At 61.6% G+C, this 20,485-nt stretch carries 22 protein-coding genes and 1 tRNA gene; 16 read left to right on the forward strand and 7 right to left on the reverse strand.

Going from position 1 to position 20,485, the window contains the following annotated elements; all coding sequences use genetic code 11:
- Nucleotides 1-44 precede the first annotated feature (44 nt).
- The 4 genes from cpaB to FJ548_RS16325 form a co-directional block, all read right to left on the reverse strand.
- On the reverse strand, nt 45-1,085 hold the full coding sequence (gene cpaB / locus FJ548_RS16310) for a Flp pilus assembly protein CpaB (RefSeq protein ID WP_140613029.1): 1,041 nt from the start codon (nt 1,083-1,085) through the stop codon (nt 45-47).
- 94 nt (nt 1,086-1,179) lie between these two features.
- Complete coding sequence (locus FJ548_RS16315; protein WP_140613030.1) at nt 1,180-1,395, reverse strand: Flp family type IVb pilin; 216 nt, start codon at nt 1,393-1,395, stop codon at nt 1,180-1,182.
- A gap of 48 nt (nt 1,396-1,443) precedes the next feature.
- Nucleotides 1,444-1,671 carry a Flp family type IVb pilin gene (locus FJ548_RS16320; RefSeq protein WP_140778400.1) on the reverse strand — a complete coding sequence of 76 codons (228 nt, stop codon included), beginning with the start codon at nt 1,669-1,671 and terminating at the stop codon, nt 1,444-1,446.
- A gap of 46 nt (nt 1,672-1,717) precedes the next feature.
- A complete protein-coding gene (locus FJ548_RS16325) occupies nt 1,718-1,930 on the reverse strand; it encodes a Flp family type IVb pilin (protein WP_140761091.1) in 213 nt (70 codons plus the stop codon).
- Nucleotides 1,931-2,484: 554 nt separating this feature from the next.
- Between FJ548_RS16325 and FJ548_RS16330 the strand changes: the two genes are divergently transcribed.
- The 8 genes from FJ548_RS16330 to FJ548_RS16365 all read left to right on the forward strand — a co-directional run bounded on the left by FJ548_RS16330 (nt 2,485) and on the right by FJ548_RS16365 (nt 10,178).
- Nucleotides 2,485-3,612, forward strand: a complete 1,128-nt coding sequence (locus FJ548_RS16330; RefSeq protein ID WP_140778401.1) for a phosphatase PAP2 family protein — start codon at nt 2,485-2,487, stop codon at nt 3,610-3,612.
- A gap of 109 nt (nt 3,613-3,721) precedes the next feature.
- Nucleotides 3,722-5,113, forward strand: a complete 1,392-nt coding sequence (locus FJ548_RS16335) for a CpaF family protein (RefSeq protein ID WP_140613033.1) — start codon at nt 3,722-3,724, stop codon at nt 5,111-5,113.
- Nucleotides 5,113-6,084 (forward strand): type II secretion system F family protein, encoded by a 972-nt coding sequence (locus tag FJ548_RS16340; RefSeq protein WP_140761084.1) that lies wholly within the window; start codon nt 5,113-5,115, stop codon nt 6,082-6,084. The genes FJ548_RS16335 and FJ548_RS16340 overlap by 1 nt, the downstream gene beginning before the upstream one ends.
- Before the next feature lie 18 nt (nt 6,085-6,102).
- Nucleotides 6,103-7,053: a type II secretion system F family protein gene (locus tag FJ548_RS16345; protein WP_140613035.1), complete on the forward strand. Its 951-nt coding sequence runs from the start codon at nt 6,103-6,105 to the stop codon at nt 7,051-7,053.
- 65 nt (nt 7,054-7,118) lie between these two features.
- Nucleotides 7,119-7,658, forward strand: coding sequence for a tetratricopeptide repeat protein (locus FJ548_RS16350; protein WP_140613036.1), 540 nt, complete (start codon nt 7,119-7,121; stop codon nt 7,656-7,658).
- Nucleotide 7,659: 1 nt separating this feature from the next.
- Complete coding sequence (locus FJ548_RS16355; RefSeq protein WP_140761082.1) at nt 7,660-8,199, forward strand: prepilin peptidase; 540 nt, start codon at nt 7,660-7,662, stop codon at nt 8,197-8,199.
- A 293-nt stretch (nt 8,200-8,492) separates the two neighbouring features.
- Entirely contained in the window at nt 8,493-9,161 is a 669-nt protein-coding gene (locus tag FJ548_RS16360; RefSeq protein WP_246678682.1) for an isoprenylcysteine carboxylmethyltransferase family protein, read from the forward strand.
- 15 nt (nt 9,162-9,176) lie between these two features.
- Nucleotides 9,177-10,178 carry an acyltransferase gene (locus FJ548_RS16365; protein ID WP_140699026.1) on the forward strand — a complete coding sequence of 334 codons (1,002 nt, stop codon included), beginning with the start codon at nt 9,177-9,179 and terminating at the stop codon, nt 10,176-10,178.
- 390 nt (nt 10,179-10,568) lie between these two features.
- Here FJ548_RS16365 and FJ548_RS16370 read toward each other — a convergent pair.
- Nucleotides 10,569-10,658 (reverse strand) — tRNA-Ser (locus FJ548_RS16370).
- 437 nt (nt 10,659-11,095) lie between these two features.
- Between FJ548_RS16370 and FJ548_RS16375 the strand changes: the two genes are divergently transcribed.
- The 3 genes from FJ548_RS16375 (at nt 11,096) to FJ548_RS16385 (ending at nt 12,824) form a co-directional block, all read left to right on the forward strand.
- On the forward strand, nt 11,096-11,749 hold the full coding sequence (locus FJ548_RS16375) for a 50S ribosomal protein L21 (protein WP_140778402.1): 654 nt from the start codon (nt 11,096-11,098) through the stop codon (nt 11,747-11,749).
- Nucleotides 11,750-11,846: 97 nt separating this feature from the next.
- Nucleotides 11,847-12,116: a 50S ribosomal protein L27 gene (gene rpmA, locus FJ548_RS16380; RefSeq protein WP_140613041.1), complete on the forward strand. Its 270-nt coding sequence runs from the start codon at nt 11,847-11,849 to the stop codon at nt 12,114-12,116.
- Between the two features lie 120 nt (nt 12,117-12,236).
- Nucleotides 12,237-12,824 (forward strand): GNAT family protein, encoded by a 588-nt coding sequence (locus tag FJ548_RS16385; protein WP_181168813.1) that lies wholly within the window; start codon nt 12,237-12,239, stop codon nt 12,822-12,824.
- A 168-nt stretch (nt 12,825-12,992) separates the two neighbouring features.
- On the opposite strand, the gene FJ548_RS16390 is transcribed toward FJ548_RS16385, so the two are convergent.
- On the reverse strand, nt 12,993-13,859 hold the full coding sequence (locus FJ548_RS16390) for an endonuclease/exonuclease/phosphatase family protein (protein WP_140778404.1): 867 nt from the start codon (nt 13,857-13,859) through the stop codon (nt 12,993-12,995).
- A 131-nt stretch (nt 13,860-13,990) separates the two neighbouring features.
- Here FJ548_RS16390 and obgE point away from each other — a divergent pair, with 131 nt between their 5' ends.
- The 5 genes from obgE to FJ548_RS16415 all read left to right on the forward strand — a co-directional run bounded on the left by obgE (nt 13,991) and on the right by FJ548_RS16415 (nt 19,603).
- Nucleotides 13,991-15,022: a GTPase ObgE gene (obgE, locus tag FJ548_RS16395; protein ID WP_140697418.1), complete on the forward strand. Its 1,032-nt coding sequence runs from the start codon at nt 13,991-13,993 to the stop codon at nt 15,020-15,022.
- 4 nt (nt 15,023-15,026) lie between these two features.
- Nucleotides 15,027-16,163, forward strand: a complete 1,137-nt coding sequence (proB, locus tag FJ548_RS16400) for a glutamate 5-kinase (RefSeq protein WP_140778405.1) — start codon at nt 15,027-15,029, stop codon at nt 16,161-16,163.
- 3 nt (nt 16,164-16,166) lie between these two features.
- Nucleotides 16,167-17,453 (forward strand): glutamate-5-semialdehyde dehydrogenase, encoded by a 1,287-nt coding sequence (locus tag FJ548_RS16405; RefSeq protein ID WP_140778406.1) that lies wholly within the window; start codon nt 16,167-16,169, stop codon nt 17,451-17,453.
- A 163-nt stretch (nt 17,454-17,616) separates the two neighbouring features.
- Nucleotides 17,617-18,204, forward strand: a complete 588-nt coding sequence (locus FJ548_RS16410) for a nicotinate-nucleotide adenylyltransferase (protein ID WP_140778407.1) — start codon at nt 17,617-17,619, stop codon at nt 18,202-18,204.
- Between the two features lie 106 nt (nt 18,205-18,310).
- A complete protein-coding gene (locus FJ548_RS16415) occupies nt 18,311-19,603 on the forward strand; it encodes an MFS transporter (RefSeq protein ID WP_140778408.1) in 1,293 nt (430 codons plus the stop codon).
- Between the two features lie 4 nt (nt 19,604-19,607).
- Here the strand turns inward: FJ548_RS16415 and FJ548_RS16420 are convergent, their stop codons facing one another.
- Nucleotides 19,608-20,459, reverse strand: coding sequence for a mechanosensitive ion channel domain-containing protein (locus FJ548_RS16420; protein ID WP_140613377.1), 852 nt, complete (start codon nt 20,457-20,459; stop codon nt 19,608-19,610).
- Nucleotides 20,460-20,485: the final 26 nt, after the last annotated feature.

Genomic DNA, 20,485 nt, shown 5'->3' on the forward strand with positions numbered 1-20,485 from the left:
CGATCGCTGCCGGCGGCAGCCCCATTTCGTTCGCCGCGCCTTTGTTATGGTTGTCGCGGCACGTCATATGTCTCGAGCTTCACGCCCCGGAAAACGCCCACTGTCACCTGTGCCGGCGGAGCGGGCTGAACATATTTGACCACTTCCTTGACGACCTCGTGCACCTCGGGCGCCGACGCCACAACAGGCACCGGCTTTACCTTGCTCAACTGGTCGAGCTTGTTTCCGACCCGGTCCACGGCCTGGGCCAACCCCGCGATCTTGTCGTCGGCGCGTTTGCGCTCCTCGGCGGCCACGGCTTCGGCCGCTGCCTTCTTGTCGAGTTCGGCCTGCCGCTTCGCAACATCGTCCGGCGTTTCGCCAGTCAGGTCCGCGAGCGTGACACGTTCGGTCGTCTCGCCCTTGCTGGCGGCGGCCTGGCGAAGCGCCAGCGACAATTGGCCGGCGCCGGCGGCGAGGGTCAGCTTCTGGGCATCCTTGGTGCTGGCCTCGAGCGTCACCGATTTGACGACTGTCGGGCTGTCCTTGCTCACATCGGCAACCTGGTCGACCGCGAGTACCTTCATGCTCTGCAGCAGCACATCGACAAAACTCTTGTCGGCGCCGTCGTCGCCACGCACCGTGCGGGTCAGCAGCACGTCGACGCGATCGCCAGGGAAGACGAATCCAGCCACGCCAAGCACATCATTGACCCGGATGGAAACGGCTTTCATCCCTTCGCCGAGCACCGCCGAAAGCGTGGCGCGCTGGCCCGGGCCAGTGATCTTGGTGGCGAGGATAGGTTCGTTGGCGCTGATCGTCTGAAGCGCCTGCCGCGTGCCGTCGCCTGCCAGGGCCTCCTTGGTCGTCTTGAAAGCGCCGGTCGGAACCGCGCCCGCAGGCCACGCGATTTCGCGCAACTTGTCGTCGGTCAGCGTGTCACCGAATTTCAAAGCTACGGCCGCCACCACGACCGTGTCGCGCGGGACCTCATCCGTCCGCGCCATGGCATTGCGCTGGCTGGCCAGCCAGATATTGGCGAGCACCACCGCCAGCACGCCGAACACGCCGGCGAGGACAATCATGATAAGCGTATTAGCGCGCATCTTCCCACCCCACCATCGCCCGCCGGGCGAATGTCCGCCCCTTCAAAGCGCAGAATCCTGGGCCGAAATCAAGCGATTCCGGCCCAGAAAGTTTTTAGCAAGTGCCGGTGCCAGTGCCAGCAGAGCCGATACCCGTGCCGCTCAGCTTCGTGCAAAGGCCGGTGAACTGACTGCCGACCCATCCGCCGATGGCGATGATCGCAACGATCGACGCCGCGGCAATGATGCCGATCAGGATTGAGTATTCCACCATGGCAGCGCCGTTCTCATCGTCGTGGAACTGCCTGGCTACGCGGATAAGCGACTTCATGTCTTAATCTCTCCTTCCCTGGCCGATTCCGGCCCAGGGCGTTTCCGATCAACCAGCCGTGCTGCAAGCGCCGGTGCCAGTGCCAGCAGAGCCGATACCCGTGCCGCTCAGCTTCGCGCAAAGGCCGGTGAACTGGCTGCCCACCCATCCGCCGATGGCGATGATCGCAACGATGGATGCCGCAGCAATGATGCCGATCAGGATGGAGTATTCGACCATGGCAGCGCCGTTTTCGTCGTCGCGGAACTGCCTGGCTACGTGGATAAGCGACTTCATGTCTATCCCTCCTTTTTTGGCCGATTCCGGCCCAGGGCGTTTCTAATCAACCAGCTGGATTGCAACTGCTCCCGGCAGCACCATTAGTGCCAAGCTTCGTGCAAAGGCCGGTGAACTGGCTGCCGACCCATCCGCCGATGGCGATGATCGCAACGATGGATGCCGCTGCAATGATGCCGATCAGGATGGAGTATTCGACCATGGCAGCGCCGTTTTCGTCGTCGCGGAACTGCCGGGTCATCGTCATGAGCTTGTTCATGTCAATGTCTCCCTTTGGAGGTTTGAACCCGACGAGACAGAGCCAGGATGAACTCCATACCCAAGCATCCCCCGTCACCGCGATCCTAGGTCCCGAGAAATTGTGGAGTCAAACGGGATTAACGGTTCCTTAACTTTCCAATACATGAACTTTCGAGTTGAGCGCGGCTTTAAATTTCAGCAAGATCTTGATTCGCCTAGTTTTTCAAGCGTCCTTAACCATTCGTTCACAATTATGCCTGGCAGCTAATAAAGCGGCAGTTACTTTAGGCCTATTGCATACTCCTTTATATCTGGGGGGTTATAACCAGATATTGAGTGGTCGCCGATGTCGGAGCACCCAAGGGGCACAGGGGCCTCCAAAGCCTGGTGTGCCACTCATATTTGGCGGCGTGGGGACCAGAAATAAAAACGATATTTTCTCCACCCGCATCTTAACTATCTTGCAAGTATTGGTTCTTCCCGAACCCGAGGGCGCTTGTCCCGCATGTGGTTAACCGTTAGTTTATGGATTGCAAATTTAGGGAAGCCTAACGCGGCGGGACGGGATGGCCGATGCTTAGACGGATGGAACGCGAAAGGCGGGCATTCCTGCACCCGTCGCTTTCGGCGGCCGATTCGGCCTTCGATCCGATGGCGGCCATATCAATTGGCCGCCGGGCGTATGGATGGACCGGAATGGCGAAATCCGAGAAAAATGGGCTTGTTGCCTTTATTTCAGCCTTGCTTGCCGGAGCTGTGGTGACAAATCTGATCTGGTTGCCGTTCTCGACCGTGAACCTCAATAAATCTATCTGGTTCGATGTGGCGATGACGATGCCCATGGCCTTGCTGTGGGTGCTCCTTGGAGCGATGCGCCTTCAACTTCGCAAAACGCCTTTTCGCCATCGCGACATGGTAAGTGAGTTCGCTGGCAGGATACAGGCGCTGGCCATGGCGTTGACCGCTATGACCCTGTTTTCCCTAGTGCTTCTGCTCGTTACCTATTTGGCTACCGCGACAAGCCGTCCACTGCTGGACAGCTATCTGGCCGCGGGCGACGCAGGCTTGGGCTTCGACTGGGTCTCCTATGTGAGATTGCTCAACGACTATCCATCAATCGATCATGTGCTTTCGATCGCCTACAACAGTTTGAGCGTACAGTTGTTGCTGCTGCCGGCCATCCTCGCGTTGACCGCTCGGTCGGACCGGCTGGAGGAATTTGTCGCGCATTACGGGGTGGCCGGTTGCTTGATGTGCCTGGTCACGATGGCAGTGCCGGCGGCAGGGGCCTTTGAGTTTTACCATCCGTCGCCGGAGATTTTGAGTTCCTTTGGTCCCGGCGCCTCGACGCGGCACCTTGAGCAGCTTCATGCCTTGCGGACACTGAAACCATTCCTGCTGGAGCATCCCGAAGGTCTTGTCTCGTTCCCTTCCTTCCACTCCACCCTGGCCGGGATCTTCGCCTATTCAATGCGTGGCATCCGCTATATCTCGCTTCCCGTCTATGCCCTGAACGCGATGCTGATCCTCGCCACATTTCCCGAGGGCGGGCACTATCTGGTCGACGTGCTGGCGGGATTGGCAGTCGCGGCCGTTGCAATTCAATTTGTCCGCTGGATTGCCCAAGTCCGGCCGCCCCTGCAATCAGATTCGGAAGTCGTTCAACGCTTGTCCAGCCGACAACAGGTGCCTCTGTCATGACCGTCGCCAACCAAGCAGTCATGTTTCGACACGATCCGCCGGACCTCGGTTCGCGCACTTCTGGGTCGAGCAGTGATTTCCTATCAAATGAATTTCGGACCTGCGCGAGATGTTAGGCCGCTTCATCAAAGGGCCGGCTGAACAGCCAAAGCCGCTCGATCAGCCGATCACGGGCGTGCTGCTCCCCGCTGTAACGCCAATTCCGGCAACTGTGGATCTGGCGCCGCAAGGCGAGGACTTCCTGACGCTGAAAGTCGAACTGCATCGCCATTTGATTGACCGGTTCAATTTAACCGCGCTCGAAACGGCATCCAAGGACGAGATACTGAACGAGATCCGCCCGATCGTGCGCGAGTTCGTGCGCACCCACAGCGTGCCGCTGAACGCACGCGAACTTGACCAAATTACCAGTGAAACCGCCGACGAGATGCTGGGACTCGGCCCGATCGAACCGTTGCTCAAGGATGACACGATCACCGATATCCTGATCAACACCCACAAACGTGTTTTCATCGAACGGCGTGGCCTGGTTGAAGAGACGGCCATCCGATTTCGTGACGAGGCGCATCTGCTGCGGGTCATCAACAAGATCGTGTCGGCCATTGGCCGGCGCGTCGATGAATCCGCGCCGATGGTCGATGCCCGCCTGGAGGACGGTTCCCGCGTCAACATCGCGGTGCGGCCGATCTCGGTCGACGGCCCGCTGGTGTCGATCCGGAAATTCTCCAAAAATCCATATTCACTCGAACGCCTGGTGGCGCTCAATTCGATCCGCCCGCCAATGGTCGATCTGCTGCGGATCGCCGTACAGGCGCGCAAATCGATCCTCGTTTCGGGAGGGACGGGCAGCGGCAAGACGACCTTGCTCAATGCGCTGTCGAGCTACATCCCGTCCAGGGAGCGCCTGATCACCATCGAAGATGCGGCGGAACTTCAGCTGCAGCAACCTCACGTCGGCCGGCTGGAGACACGTCCGCCCAGTGTCGAAGGAAAGGGAGAGGTTCGCCAGCGCGAACTGGTCAAGAACGCGTTGCGCATGCGTCCCGACCGTATCATCGTCGGCGAGGTGCGCGGCGAGGAAGCCTTCGACATGCTGCAGGCCATGAACACCGGCCATGAAGGCTCGATGACCACCATCCATGCCAACACGCCGCGTGATGCGATATCTCGCTTGGAGCAGATGGTGGGCATGGCAGGAATGCCGATGACGCATGAATCCATCAGAGCGCAGATTGCTTCCGCCATCGACGTCATCGTGCAGACACAGCGCCTCTCCGACGGCCGCCGGCGCGTGACATCGATATCGGAGATTACCGGTATGGAAGGAAACGTCGTCCAGATGCAGGAAATCTACACCTTCGTACGTCGCGAGGTGACGGCTGACGGTCAGATCGTCGGGGAGTTTCGCGCCACCGGTGTTCGTCCACGTTTTGCGCCAGAAGCGGCGACGCTTGGACACCATTTCGCCAAGGACGCCTTCAATCCTCAGGTTGCGCTCTGATGCCCACCGGCCAGACCTTGCTGTATTTTATTTACACGCTCGCGGCCGCGGCCGTCATTCTCGCCGGCGAGGCGCTGTATCTTTCCTTCGCCGATCGCCGGACCCGTGCCGGCACGATCAATCGGCGGCTGAAGCGATTGTCCGATGAGGTTCCGGCCGAGAAGACCCTGCAAGGATTGCTGCGCGAGCGCGGCCTGACGGACACGGGTGACTTTCTTTTCGGCATGGTCGGTCTGAACAGGCTTTATACCCAATCCGGCGTTACCGGAAACCCGCTGACTTTCGCCGCGATGTTCCTGCTCTCCGCTATCGCACTCGCGCTTGTGTTCTCGTTCCTCCTCAATTTTTCCTTATTGCCTTCCATCCTGATTTTTCTGGTGACCGGATTTGCCTTGCCGCTTCTCGTTCTGCGTCGTGCGCGCAATAAACGGATCCAGAAATTCGCGAAACAGCTCCCGAACGCACTCGACATGATCGTGCGTTCACTGCGGGCAGGGCACCCGGCATCGGTGGCGGTAGGTCTGGTCGCGCGCGAAATGCCCGATCCGCTCGGCACCGAATTCGGCATCGTCTCCGACGAAATCACCTTCGGACTGAGCATCGAACAGGCGGTGCGGAAGCTTTCGCAGCGCGTAGGTTTCGAAGGCCTCCACCTGCTGTCGGTGTCGCTGTCGATCCAATCGAAAACGGGCGGCAACCTGACCGAGATCCTGGCCAATCTTTCGTCGGTTCTGCGCGAACGTCAGAAACTCAGAATGAAAATCAGGGCGCTTTCATCAGAGGGCCGGGTGTCCGCGTGGATCATCTCGCTCTTTCCGCTGGTAATGTTCCTGATTCTCCAGCTCGCCGCTCCGGCATATTACGGCCAAATATGGCACGACCCTCTGGTCATGCCGGTGTTCTTGATCTTCGGAACGTGGGCGCTGCTAGGTGACTTCATCATGTATCGCATGGTCAATTTCGATTTCTGACAGGAGCGAGCCATAAACCTGTTATCGAACATTCAGGGACTGAGTTTCCTGGTTTCCACCGCGGTGTTCGTGGCGGCTGTGTCGCTGTTCCTGTTCGGCGCGCTAGTCTTCTTGCCGGCGTTGCAGACACGCAAGCTGGTTGCCCAGAGCCTGACGTCGGAAGGCATCGCCGACCGCCGCTCGCTCGCGGGTCAGGAACAATTGCTCAAAATCTCGGCGCAACGTCCGGTTGATGCCTACTTTCGATCGATGGAGAAGGAACGCAACGAGCCGAATGCGCTCGAGGCGAAGCTTTTTCGCGCCGGGTTTTATCAACCCAGCGCTCCGCTCATCTACACCTTGTCGCGACTGGGCGCGGTCTGTATCGGCTTTTTGGTTGCCTATGCGCTCCTTGTACGAGTGCTCCCGCCCCACCTGCCTGCTTTCATGGCCTTTGCCGGTTCCGCGTTGTTCGGACTCGCATGCATCGTGATTCCAGCTATCCTGCTCGATCGCTTCGAAAATACGCAAAAACAGATCTATCGTCGCGGGTTTCCCGATTTTATGGACATGATGATCACCTGTGCCGACGCCGGCATGAGCCTGGAGGCGGCGGTAGAGCGTGTCGGCGCCGAACTGGCCGGCACCCACAAATGGCTGGGCATCCAGCTTGCGATCATGAACCTGCAATTGCGCGCCGGCAAACCGTTGCGGGAGGCGCTGCGTGAACTCGCGGACCGCATCGGGCTGGAAGAGGCGCGCTCCCTGGCCGTGCTGTTCCGGCAGTCGGAAGAGCTCGGCACCAGCCTGACGGAAGCGCTGCGCGTCTATAGCGACGAGATGCGCGGACAAAGAATTCTTCATGCTGAAGAACGTGCCAATGCCCTGCCTGTCAAAATGATGATTCCATTGGGGCTGTGCATCTTTCCCGTTGTGCTCATGGTCATCATGTTGCCAGTGATCATTCGCATGAAGGGCATTTTCTTCTAAATGGTTATATGCTTTGATTCTAAAAAAGGGTCGGTCGACTCTTGGGGGACAAAATGACAGGGCCAATGCGCCTCGCAGCCGTAGCCAGTCTGTTGTTGGCGCTTGCCGGCTGCCAGACAAATGGTGCGGACACCACAGGCGGTGTCGTGCGCACCAATGAACCCTCGAAAGGCGATGTCACGTCCTTTGGCGATGCGTTCGACGGATTGAAGACGGTCAGTAACGTCGAATACTACGCCTCGGATCAGGCCGTGGCCGAAGCCAAGAACCAGTTCCGCGCGGAAAACTACGGCAATGCCGGCGCGCTGTTCTTCAAGGCGACGCAACTGGCGCCCAATGATGGCGGCGCCTGGATGGGATTGGCCGCATCGTGCGACCGGATCCACCGTTTCGACCTTGCCGACCGGGCCTACAGCAGGGCCTTCCGGCTGGTTGGCGCCTCGCCCGAATACTACAACAATGTCGGCTATTCCTATCTGCTGCGTGGCAAACTGCAGGACGCCCGTTCGAATTTTCTCAAGGCTTATGAGCTGGCACCCAACGATCCGACCGTGGCCAACAATCTGAAGCTGCTGTCGTCGAGCGTGCAGAACATCGAGCGCTAGTATGCTGCTTGTCGAGGCACTGCTGCTGAAGGCCCTCGCCATCCCTCTGCTCGCCAGGATTGCGTGGCTCGACTTCACGACGCAGAGGATTGCCAATCGCGATGTGCTGCTACTGCTCTGCCTGGGGGTGGGATCGCTGTTGTTGTTGATGCTCCGATCCGGGTCGTGGTGGGACATGGGCTTGAGCGCGTCTGCCGGCCTCGTGCTGTTTCTTGCCTTGTTCCCGTTCTGGGTCTTCCGCAAGATCGGAGCCGGCGACGTCAAGCTGATAGCGGTCGTCCCTTTTCTGACCGGCGGCGAAGACCTCGCCGTTTTTTCCGCGCTGCTACTGGTTTTCGCCCTCGTCACTGCAGGGATCATGAAAAATCCGCTCCTGCTGCCCGCAGGCGCCTTCCGCCTCTACGTTCAGCATCTCGACCGCAAAGGCGTTGTGCCGTTCGGCGTGCCAATCTCGGTCGCGGCGATCTGCACGACAGCCCTCCTGATCTACGAAAGTGTGGTGTTGGCGAGCAGTTCTGGAATCCTGAATCAGCTTAACTGAACGGCGGCAGCCCGCTCTGCTGTGCGAAGCGCGGGCCATCCAGCCGCATTCACAGGCAACGTCAACCAAAACGCAAACGTTGCGCTGTGCGGGCTGAGTGCGATCGCCATTACGGCTGAAATTGCAATCGAGATCGGCGCCAGGACACGAAGCACGGGAAGAAGGTTTGGCATTTGGCCACGATAAGTCGGACAGATTAACCAAAAGTTGAGACGGCATGACCGTTAACTCTTTGGAAACCATTTTCTTGTCGGGGCGCGGAAGTGATGTTTCAATGACTGCTTAAGGAGGGGATGAAAATGTTGAACGAGGATTTTTTCGGCCGCATTGCCATCATCTTTGCGATGACGGTTTTGGCGACTTCCAGCGCGATGCCTCTGCTCCTCTATTTCCGTCAGGATACCTCAGCAAGTTCGCTGGCAATCGTTACTCAACTGGCGTCAACCGTGTTTCTGTCGTTGCAGCTTGTGATGACAATCGTCCGCCTTCCGCCAAAGGGAACTGCGCAGGGAATTGAGCCGAGAGTAACCTCGGTAGCTGGAACATTTTTGATCCTGCTCGCATTGAACCTGACGCCGGCATTGCAAAATGAGGCGGCTCAAGTGACGGCTCTCTGCTTGGTCTTCATCGGTACGGCCAGTTCGATTTTCTGTCTCTATTGGCTGGGCCGTTCCTTCTCTCTCATGGCGACGGCTCGACGCTTGGTTACCACTGGCCCGTATTCGATTGTCCGGCATCCGCTTTACATCTGCGAGGGGGTATTCGTCCTCGGGATGATCCTCTCGCATTTTTCAATGCTGATGGTGGCCTTGGGTGCGGTTCAGTTCTTTTTGCAGTATAGACGCGCGAGAAATGAAGAATCCATTCTTCAGCAAACCTTCCCAGAGTACGACGATTACACGCGGCGCGTCCCCATGCTCTTGCCGCGGTTCCTTGGTGGCGCCATACCAAGCGGCCAATAATCAGGACTCGCCCTGTTGATCTGGTCTTTGCAAGTGCTTCGCTTCGTTGCCGCGCTGATGGTCGTATATGTCCACGCAGCGCAGACTGCCGTTAAGGCCACCGGATCCAATGGCCTGTTACCTCACGATTTGCAGGTGGTCGGCTTCGCGGGCGTAGACATCTTCTTCGTCATATCAGGGGTGATTATTGCTAAGACGGCACCTGGTCTGACTTGGCGATCTTTCGCTTGGAGACGATTCCGGCGCATTGTTCCGCTCTACCTGCTGATCAGCATCCCCTATGCGATCGTCGCCTATAAAACCGGCTTCGGCTGGCGGGACGCGGCGGCGACGCTCTTGCTATGGCCGGCTACCGATCAAATGACCGCGCCAGCACTGCCTGCGGCCTGGACACTGTGCTTCGAAATGCTGTTTTACGCTGCCGCGACAATCGTTCTGGTCGACCGGCGACTGCTGTCGGGACTCCTCGGTATCTTCGGCCTCGCAATGATGTTTCGTTCGGTGGGTCCGGTGCTGCAGTTTCTTGGCAACCCGCTGATCATCGAGTTCGGTTTCGGCGTCGTTCTCGCCTATGCGCCTAGGTGGAAACCGGCGGTGTGGTGCCTGCCGATCGGCGCCGCGGCTATGATAGCCGTCGGATTCATTGGGATAGCGCCGCAAGGGGGAACGATGGAGTTCCTCGCCGGCGATAACGGCTTCCAGCGCGTGCTGGTCTACGGCCTCCCTGCGGCGATGATCGTCTTCGGCACGATGCAGATCGACGCGAAGCCGAGCGTCTGGACGGTTTTCGGTGATGCCTCCTATATGCTCTATCTGATCCACACTCTGCCGATAACGCTGCTTCTGATGGTGTGGACCGCTTTTCCGATTCCTCCGGACCTTATCATCGTGATCGGCACTGCCACATCAGTTCTTTTCGCTTGGCGGATGTACATTCGGTTCGAGTTGCCGCTGCGCAAATTCCTTCGTCGGTATGATCCCCATCTGAAGACTGGCCGCCATCCTCAATCGGCTTAACTTGAAGGCGGCCCGGCTGCTGGAGCTTGGGGTGGGGGGCAGCAGCCGGGCCTTGCCGGCTTTGAAGTCCGGCATATTAGCGTGATCTAATGTTGCGAAATACGCAATAGCGGCCCCTCGATTATCCCGCTCAATTATCAGAGGTCGGACGCATCGACATCGAGCGCTTCATGCCGGGTCGCCCGCGGCAAAACGGGCCGAACACGGTTTTGAGAAAATCCACCAAACCTCTCACGTCTTGAGTGAAAATCCTTGGTGTGACCGTGTGCCAACCATCAGGCTGAAATTCGACCATTTGCATCCCACGAATGTACGAGGGCCAAGAAGCCATAATGGAGTGACAGGCCGCTCTCGGAAAGCTCGGCGCACCCTGGCGCTGAATCGGTGGGATGGCGGAGAGGGAGGGATTCGAACCCCCGATGGGCTTGCACCCATGCCGCATTTCGAGTGCGGTGCATTCGACCACTCTGCCACCTCTCCGCGGTCATGGTCGGCCGTTGCCGGCGCGGCGCACTAGATAACGGCTGATCGGGCAGGTTACAAGGCCAAATCCACCAGTTATTTGGCTTGCCGGACAGGCATGGGCTCAAGGTGGTGTCGGCCGCTCATCGGCTGATGCGGCACAGGCGGTCCTGGCCGCCATCGCCGTCGTCACCGGTTTCTCCGGAGGCGCGTCGTGGCCTCGCCGGTGTTTTCGCCGGGGAAGCTTGCCACGGCGGCATGGCGGCGACGGCCAATAGCGGTCCGGCAGCGGCTGTTTGCCTTGACTCCCACGCAACCTTCGGTTAGGGACGGCGCGCAATCGGCGTGGAGGGTTCTTCCGCGCCGCTTGTTTTTTGAACCCGCAGACTGACAAAAAGACGGCCGAACCGCCAGACGCGGTTCATCGAGGCCGACCGAACAGCGAAAGGCAAAAAATGTTCGCAGTCATCAAAACGGGCGGCAAGCAGTATCGCGTCGCCGCCAACGATCTCCTGAAGATCGAAAAAGTCGAAGCCAATGTCGGCGATATCGTCGAGATCGGTCACGTGCTCGCGCATGGCGAGGGCGAGAATGTCACGTTCGGCGCGCCGTTCGTCGATGGCGCCCTGGTTACCGCCGAAGTCGTCGAGCAGGGCAAGAACCGCACCGTCATCGCTTTCAAGAAGCGCCGCCGCCAGAATTCGCGCCGCAAGATCGGCCACCGCCAGCTTTTGACCACCGTGCGGATCTCCGAGATCCTGCTGGGCGGCGCCAAGCCGGCCAAGAAGGCCACCGCCAAGGCGGAAGCCAAGGCTGAGGTCGCCGCCGAAGCGAAGGCCGAGGCCGCGCCGAAGAAGGAAGCCAAGGCCGCCGAGACCGCGGCAGCGCCGCTGTTCAAGGCGCCGAAGGGCGAGCCGGACGACCTGACCGTGATCAAGGGCATCGGCCCGGTCGCCGCCAAGGATCTCGCCGAGCAGGGCATCATCACTTTCGCGCAGCTGGCCAAGCTGTCCGACAAGGATGTCGCCAAGATCGACGAGCACATGCCGTTCAGCGCCGACCAGATCAAGGACTGGCGCGAGCAGGCCAAGGAACTGGCGAAGAAGTAATTTTCCGGCCAAACATCAGCCGGATCGGACTTGAAACGGAACGCGAACGCGTTCATAAGGCCTTTTAGGCGCCTTGCGGCGCAACGGAGTTAGTTAGATGGCACACAAGAAAGCTGGCGGCTCGTCGCGCAACGGTCGCGACTCGCATTCCAAGCGTCTGGGCGTGAAGAAGTTCGGCGGCGAAGCCGTCATCCCGGGCAACATCATCATTCGTCAACGCGGCACCACCTGGCATGCGGGCGTCAATGTCGGCATGGGCACGGACCACACCCTTTTCGCGCTCGAAGCCGGCGCCGTGATGTTCAACAAAAAAGCCAACGGCCGAACCTACGTATCGGTCAACCCGATTACCAAAGCCGCGGAGTAGCCGGTTCCGCACTAGAACACCGGCGCCCATCTCGGGAACCGGTGTCTGGCAAGGCCAGGAAAAGGATCAGGGGAGATGGGTTTCCATCTCCCCTTTTCTTGTGCCTGGAGGAACGTTCAAATGGTTGCCGAAGCGGAAGACTCAGAAGACGAAAGTTACGCGATAGACTGCCCCGTTCTGGCCACCGAGCGGCTGGTGATGCGGGCGCCGCGTGAAGAAGATGTCGCGCAACTGGCCGAACTTGCCGACAACCGTCACGTCGCCGAAATGCTGGCGCGCATGCCGCATCCCTATGGCGAGGCCGAGGCGCGCGCCTTCCTGGCCATGACGAGATCACGCTGCGCCGGCATCGCTTATGCGCTGACGCTCGCCGGCACCGACACCTTTGTCGGCTGCGCGGGCTTGAACACCACCGATCGCGGGCTGGAGCTCGGCTATTGGATCGGCGAGCCCTATTGGAAGCGTGGCTATGCAACCGAAGCAGCCCACGCGCTGGTCGACCTCGCCTTCCAGAAGACCTCGATCCAGGTGCTGCATGCCTCGACGCGGGTCATCAATCCGGCCTCGCGCCGGGTGATTCACAAATGCGGCTTCCAGTATGCCGGCCAGGGCATGCTGAATTCGATCGTTGCCGGCCAGGTGCCGGTGGAGCGCTACCGGCTCGACAGGAAGACGTGGGTCAGCCTGCGCAACTGGGTCCACTTTTGATGCGTGCTGATATTCAGGTGAGGCCGGCCTGCGAACGGCGGCTTTCTGCGCTTCCGGTGCTCACGTACTTTAAGTACGCTCCGCTCCGGTTCTCACAAGCCACCATCCTCGGCTCGGCTGACCTGAATCTCGACAGGCCTCGGCGCCTTATGCCGAACCAATTGGGGCTCAGCCCAGTTCGGCCCATACCGGCCGGTGGTCCGAACCGTTGGCTTGCCGGTCGACCCACAGGCGCTTCAGTGATCGGGCAAGCGACGCGCTGGTGAAGACATAGTCGATGCGCTTGTGGCGGCTGGTGTTGGTCGGGTCCTTGGGATCGACCCAGCTGACGAGGTCGTCGCCGGTGTCGAGGCGCACGGCGGCATCGACGGCGAAATCGGCGGTCAGCGGCATGCCGAATTCGTGGTCCGGCCGGCCGGCGAGTTCGACATATTCGGGCGAGCCGGCCAGCATGTTGAAATCACCCATGCCGACAAAGGCTTCGGGATGCGGCAATTCCGGCAGGCCGATCTCGGCGACGCCGGACAGTGCTCCGCCTTCAAGCGCATAGTTCAACAGGCGCTGGCGCAGGAACTGGATCTGGCTGGCGCGCTCGACCGGGCTGCGGTGATCGAGATGGATGGAATAGAAGCGGATAAAACCGAGCGGCGTCTCGATCAGCGCTTCCAGCGCGCCGCGCTGGAAGTTCATCATCTCGAAGCTGCGGCTGCGCGGCAAAAGCAGGTTGCGCGACAGATGAATGGGCGTTTTCGACAGCACCATGTTGCCGAGCTGGAAGGTCGTGGTGATGGCGCGGCCGTTCTCGATACGCGAGCCGATATTGGCCTCGAAATTGCTGCCGTAGACGGCGAAATAGTCGGGCAGCGCCTCGCCGATCTCGGCGACCATATCGCGGCCGCCGTTCCGGGGATTGTTGCGGGTGACCTCCTGCAGCGCGATCACATCGGCGCCGCGCACGGCATCGGCGATACGCGCGATATCGTATCGTCCATCAAGGCCGATGCCGTATTGGATGTTGTAGGTTACAAGCTTCATCCCGCCATCTCTCCGGCCAACCCCATGCGGCCATTGTCATAAAACGGCCTCGCCCTTCGCCGCGCCTTGGTTTAGAGCAAGGCCCAAGGTTTAGAGCAATGCCGCAAGGCCAATAAAGAAACTGCGATCCGATGAAATTTCTCGATCAAGCCAAGGTCTATGTCCGCTCCGGTGACGGGGGCGCCGGTTCGGTTTCGTTCCGGCGTGAAAAATTCATCGAGTTCGGCGGACCGGATGGCGGCGACGGCGGCCGCGGCGGTGATGTCTGGCTGGAAGCGGTCGACGGGCTGAACACGCTGATCGACTACCGCTACCAGCAGCATTTCAAGGCCAAGACCGGCGTCCACGGCATGGGCCGCAATATGACCGGCGCCAAGGGCGCCGACGTCACGCTGAAAGTACCGGCCGGGACCCAGGTGTTCGAGGAGGACAATGAGACGCTGATCTGCGACCTGACCGTGGTCGGCCAGCGCTTCCTGCTCGCCAAGGGCGGCAATGGCGGCTTCGGCAACCAGCATTTCAAGACCTCGACCAATCAGGCGCCGCGCCGCGCCAATCCGGGCCTGCCGGGCGAGGAGCTCAACATCTGGCTGAGGCTGAAGCTGATCGCCGATGCCGGGCTGGTCGGACTGCCCAATGCCGGCAAGTCGACATTCCTGGCGGCGGTCACCGCGGCCAAGCCGAAGATCGCCGACTACCCGTTCACGACGCTGCATCCCGGCCTCGGAGTCGCCCGTGTCGATGCGCGCGAATTCGTCATCGCCGACATCCCCGGGCTGATCGAGGGGGCGCATGAGGGCGTCGGCATCGGCGACCGCTTTCTCGGCCATGTCGAGCGCACGCGCGTGCTGCTGCACCTGGTTTCGGCGCAGGAGGAAAATCCGGGCAAGGCCTACAAGACGGTGCGGGCCGAGCTCGAAGCCTACGGCCACGGCCTGACCGACAAGGTCGAGATCCTGGCGCTGAGCCAGGTCGACATATTGGATGCTGACGAGCGCAAGAAAAAGGTGGCCTCGTTGAAGCGGGCCGCCGGGCGGGCGCCGATGCTGTTGTCCGCTGTCACCGGCGAAGGTGTCGAGGCGGTGCTGCGTGCGCTGATGGCGGTGATCGAGGAAGCGCGGGCGCAGATCGCCGCCCCGGTCGAGACGCGCTGGGAAAAGTAGGGCCATGCAGTCGCTCAGGAAATACCGGCGCATCACCGTCAAGATCGGCTCGGCGCTGCTCGTCGACCGCGCGAGCGGTCTGAAGCGCGACTGGCTGGATTCGCTTGCCGACGATATCGCCGTACTCGCCCAGGGTGGGGCTGAAATCCTCGTCGTATCCTCCGGCGCCATCGCGCTTGGCCGCACCATCCTCGGCCTCGGCAAGCGCGCGCTGAAGCTCGAGGAGAGCCAGGCGGCGGCCGCCGTCGGCCAGATCGCGCTCGCCGGTGCCTGGTCGGACGCGCTCGGCAAGGGCGGCCTGAAATCGGGCCAGATCCTGCTGACGCTCGGCGACACGGAGGAGCGCCGGCGCTATCTCAATGCGCGGGCGACGATCTCGACGCTGCTCAAGATGAAGGCGGTGCCGGTCATCAACGAGAACGACACCGTGGCTACCTCCGAAATCCGCTACGGCGACAACGACCGGCTGGCCGCACGGGTCGCGACGATGATGGGCGCCGACCTGCTGGTCCTTTTGTCCGACATCGACGGGCTCTATACCGCGCCGCCGGCGCGCGAACCCGATGCCAAATTCATTGCGGTGGTCGAACGCATCACGCCTGATATCGAGGCGATGGCGGGAGCCGCCGCGTCCGAGCTGTCGCGCGGCGGGATGCGCACAAAGCTCGATGCCGGCAAGATCGCCAACGCCGCCGGCACGGCGATGATCATCACTTCGGGCACGCGGCTGTCGCCGCTGATGGCGATCGAGCGCGGGGAGCGCGCGACCTTCTTCCGGCCGAGCGCCAATCCGGTCAAGGGCTACAAGACCTGGATCGCCGGCCAGCTCGAACCGGCAGGGCGGCTCACCGTCGATGACGGCGCCGTCGGTGCGCTCAAGTCGGGCAAGTCGCTGCTGCCGGCTGGCGTCAAGCTGGTCAGCGGCAATTTCTCGCGTGGCGACACGGTGGCGATCCTGTCACCCGAGGGCCGCGAGATCGCGCGCGGCCTGGTTGCCTACGATGCCGCCGATGCCGTAAGGATCGCTGGCCTGAAGACGACCGAGATCGAAACCGTGCTCGGTTACGAGGCGCGTTCGGCGATGATCCACCGCGACGACCTTGTGGTGAGTCAGGCCGGAGGCGACACAAGCGGAGGATGAGCCATGCTGAAGCTGCATGAAAAATCCGGGGATGACATGGTGGCAACGGTGGCCGATCTCGGCCGCCGCGCCCGCGCTGCCGCCCGACCGCTGGCCATCGCCACCACCGCAGCCAAGAACGCCGCCCTCGTTGCCATGGCAGAGGCGATCATCGCCCGTGAACGGGAGATTCTCGACGCCAACGCCATCGATGTCTCGAATGGCCACGAATCGGGCTTATCCGCATCCTTCATGGACCGGCTGAAACTCGACCCGGCGCGTATCCGCGCCATGGCCGACGGCATCCGCGAGATCGCTGGACTCAGCGATCCGGTCGGCGACGTGATCGCTGCGTGGGAGCGGCCGAACGGCTTGCATATCGAGCGCGTGCGCACGCCGCTCGGCGTCGTCGGCGTCATCTATGAAAGCCGGCCGAATGTGACGGCGGACGCAGGCGCGCTCTGCCTCAAGGCCGGCAATCCGGTGATCCTGCGCGGCGGCTCGGATTCGCTCAACTCGTCAGCCGCCATCCATGCCTGCCTGGTGGAGGGGCTGAAGGCCGCTGGCCTGCCGCAGGATGCGATCCAGCTGGTGCCAACAACCGACCGCGCCGCCGTCGGCGAGATGCTGAAGGGCCTGGGCGGCACGCTCGACGTGATCATACCGCGCGGCGGGAAAAGCCTTGTCGGACGCGTGCAGAACGAGGCGCGGGTGCCGGTCTTCGCCCATCTCGAAGGCATCTGCCACCTCTACATCGACCGCTCCGCCGATCTCGACATGGCGGTGAAGATCGCCGTCAACGCCAAGATGCGGCGCACCGGCGTCTGCGGCGCGGCTGAGACGCTGCTGGTCGACCGCGCGGTGGTGTCCACCCATCTGGTGCCGATTCTCGACGCGCTGCGCGCGGCCGGGTGCGAGATCCATGCCGATGCCGATGTGCTGAAGGTGTTCTTCGATGCCAAGCCGGCGACCGATGTCGACTGGGTGACCGAATATCTCGACGCCATCATCGCGGTGAAGCTGGTCGACGGCGTCAGTGGCGCGATCGACCATATCGAGACCTTCTCCTCGCACCACACCGAGGCGATCATAGCCGAGGATGCGAAGGCGGTTGAGCGCTTCTTCAACGAGATCGATTCGGCGATCCTGCTGCACAATGCCTCGACGCAGTTCGCCGATGGTGGCGAGTTCGGCATGGGCGCCGAGATCGGCATCGCCACCGGCAAGATGCACGCGCGCGGGCCGGTCGGCGTCGAGCAACTGACATCGTTCAAATACCGCGTGCGCGGGTCGGGACAGGTGCGGCCTTGAGCGCTGGTTTTATCCTCCCCCTGGTGGGGAGGGTGGCTGGTGTAGCGAGCCGGATGGGGGCATAGCGCTGAATTCTGCACTCCCCCCACCCCGCTCCGCTTCGCGGATCGACCCTCCCCACAAGGGGGAGGTTAAGGACGCCGTCCCCGCGCGCTACCTCAACATGCCCCATGCCGCAAAGGGCCTGGCCGTCGGTCTGTTCGGCGGCTCGTTCAACCCGCCGCATGCCGGGCATGCCTTGGTCGCAGAGATCGCGCTGCGGCGGCTCGCGCTTGATCAGCTGTGGTGGATGGTGACGCCCGGCAATCCGCTGAAAAACGCGCGCGAACTCACCCCGCTCGCCGAACGCATCGAACTTTCCGAGAAGATCGCCAGGAACCCTAAGATCAAGGTCACCGCCTTCGAGGCGGCGCACCATGTGCGCTATACCGCCGACACGCTGGCGCTGGTCAAGGCGCGCAACCCTGGCGTCGAGTTCGTCTGGATCATGGGCGCCGACAGTTTGCGCGATTTCCATCACTGGCAGCGCTGGCGCGAGATTGTGCTCACCTTCCCGATCGCGGTCATCGATCGGCCGGGCGCCACGCTGTCGTTCCTGTCGTCGGTCGTTGCGAAAACCTTCGACTATGCGCGCATCGACGAGGGCGACGCACCACTGCTCGCCCGCATGAAGGCGCCGGCCTGGACCTTCATCCACGGTCCGCGCTCGTCGCTGTCGTCAAGCGCGATTCGCAAGCTGGCGAAGGAATAGGTTTCTTCCTTCTCCCCCGGGGAAGGAGAAATCCTGCGCCTCGCCCGCCTGGCCATGTCGCTTTTGCCGCTGCCTTTCGCGGCTCGGTGAGCAATGCTGATCAGGCATGTTGGAAAAGAACCACCCCACAGCCGAGCCGGAGCAAGGCAGCGCGCCCACGCCATTGATCGCGATCGCCAGCGTCATCGTGTCGATGGCGCTGATCGCCATCGGCAATGGGCTGATGTTCGCCTATATCCCCGTTCGGCTCGGCGTCGAGGGTTTCGATCCGACCTGGGCCGGGCTCATCGTCACCGGGCTTTCGGCCGGCGGTCTTGCCGGCTGCATCCTGACCGGACCGCTGGTGCGCAGGGTCGGCCATGCCCGCGCCTTCATGGTGCTGTCGGCACTGATCGCGCTGTCCAATGCCGCCATCGGCGCGGGTCCGCACCCGCTGTTGTGGATCGCGGCGCGCGCGCTTTACGGCTTTGCCATATGCGGCCTGTTCATCGTCGCGCAGAGCTGGCTGAACAATGCGGTCGCCAACGCCATACGTGGCCGGGTGATGGCCTTCTTCTACGTCGCCTACGTCGCCGGGCTCGGCGTCGGCTATGCGACGCTCGCGCTGGTCGACATCAAGACGGCGGGTGCGCCCTTGATCGGCATTGCCTTCACCGCTCTGTCGATCCTGCCTGTCGGGATGACGCGGCTGGCGCAGCCGCCGGCGCCGCAGGCGGCCTCGGTGGCGCTGCGCCGGGCCTGGCGAATTTCACCGGTCGGCGTTGCCGGCATGCTGGCGGTCGGCGGTCTGTCGATGTCGATTTCCGGCTTCGCTCCGATCCACGCCACGGCCAAGGGCTACAGCCAGGCCGATGTGGCGCTGCTGCTTTCGGTAATGCCGCTCGGCACGCTGATCCTGCAGCTTCCGTTCGGCTGGATTTCCGACCGCACCGATCGCCGATATGTGCTGATCGGGGCATCGGCGCTTGCCGCGGCGTCGGGCATGTTCGCGCTCGGTTTCGACGGCGGCGCGCTGGCGGCGCTGCTGGTGATCTATGTCTTGTGGGACGGCGCCTCGGAATCGATCTATTCGCTGTCCAGCGCGCATGCCGCCGACCGTGCCAGCAAGGACGACATGGTGGCACTGTCCAGTTCGCTCTTGTTTGCCTGGTCCCTCGCGGGCTTCATCGTACCGGGCGTTGTCACGGCGCTTTCGGCCGTTTTCGGCACGCAGGCCTTCATCTATGTGACGATCGTCATTGCCTGCGCCTTCTGCCTGTTCGTGGTTCTGCGCGTGTTCACCACCCGTCCTGTGCCGGCCACCGAAACCGGCAGCTTTGCACCGATGACGGCGCAGGCGCCGCTGCCGGTGGAGCTTGCCTTCGCGCCGGACGAACAGGACCGGCACTGGGGCAACTGATTGCTTACTGCTTGCGGACCTCCGGCGGCGGCGCTTCCGGCGGCGGCAGCGGAATAGAGATGCCCTGGCTATCGAAAGTCTGCTTGGCGCGTTTGGTCATGTCGATATTCGTGGAGAAGTAGTCGGCCGCCGAGGTCCAGTAGCGCAAGGTGAGCGAAACGGTGGTGTCACCGAGGCTGGCCACGAAGGCGATCGGCGCCGGTTCGCGACGGATGCGCTTCTCGGCACCGGCAATGGCAAGCAAGGTCTTCTGCGCGCCGTCGATGTCGTTCCACGAACCGATGCTGAGCGTGATGTCGGTGCGGCGCACGCCGTTGCGCGAAAAATTGCGCACCGGCTGGTTCCACAGTGTCGAGTTGGGCGCCAGGATGTAGACGCCGTCGGCGGTCCTGAGCTTCGTGGCGAACAGGCCGATTTCCTCGATCGAACCGGCGATGGAACCGACCTCGACGGATTCGCCGATGCGGAACGGCCGCAGCGCCAGAAGCATGATGCCGGCGGCGATGTTCTGCAACGTGCCTTGCAGCGCCAGCCCAATGGCGAGGCCGATGGCGCCGATCGCGGCGATGATCGAGGCGGTCTGCACGCCGAACTGGCCGAGCACCATGATGACGACGAGAATCAGGATGGCGTAGCGGACAATCTTCGAAAAGAAATGCCGCAATGTCTGGTCGAATCCGTGGATATGGCCGAGGCCGGCAAAGATCGAACGCTCCGCGAGACCAGCGACGATATAGCCGACCACCAGAAGGATGATGGCGCCGATGGCCGAGAAGGAATAGGAGACGATCAGCGTGCTGAGCTGCGCGAGGCCCGCCTGGACGGTGAGGAGCGTGTTTTGCGGGTCGATCGGCATGGCGGGATTCCGGTTGGTCGGTCAGC

Origin of the sequence: Mesorhizobium sp. B2-4-17, assembly GCF_006441275.1 — a bacterium.
Lineage (GTDB): Bacteria > Pseudomonadota > Alphaproteobacteria > Rhizobiales > Rhizobiaceae > Mesorhizobium.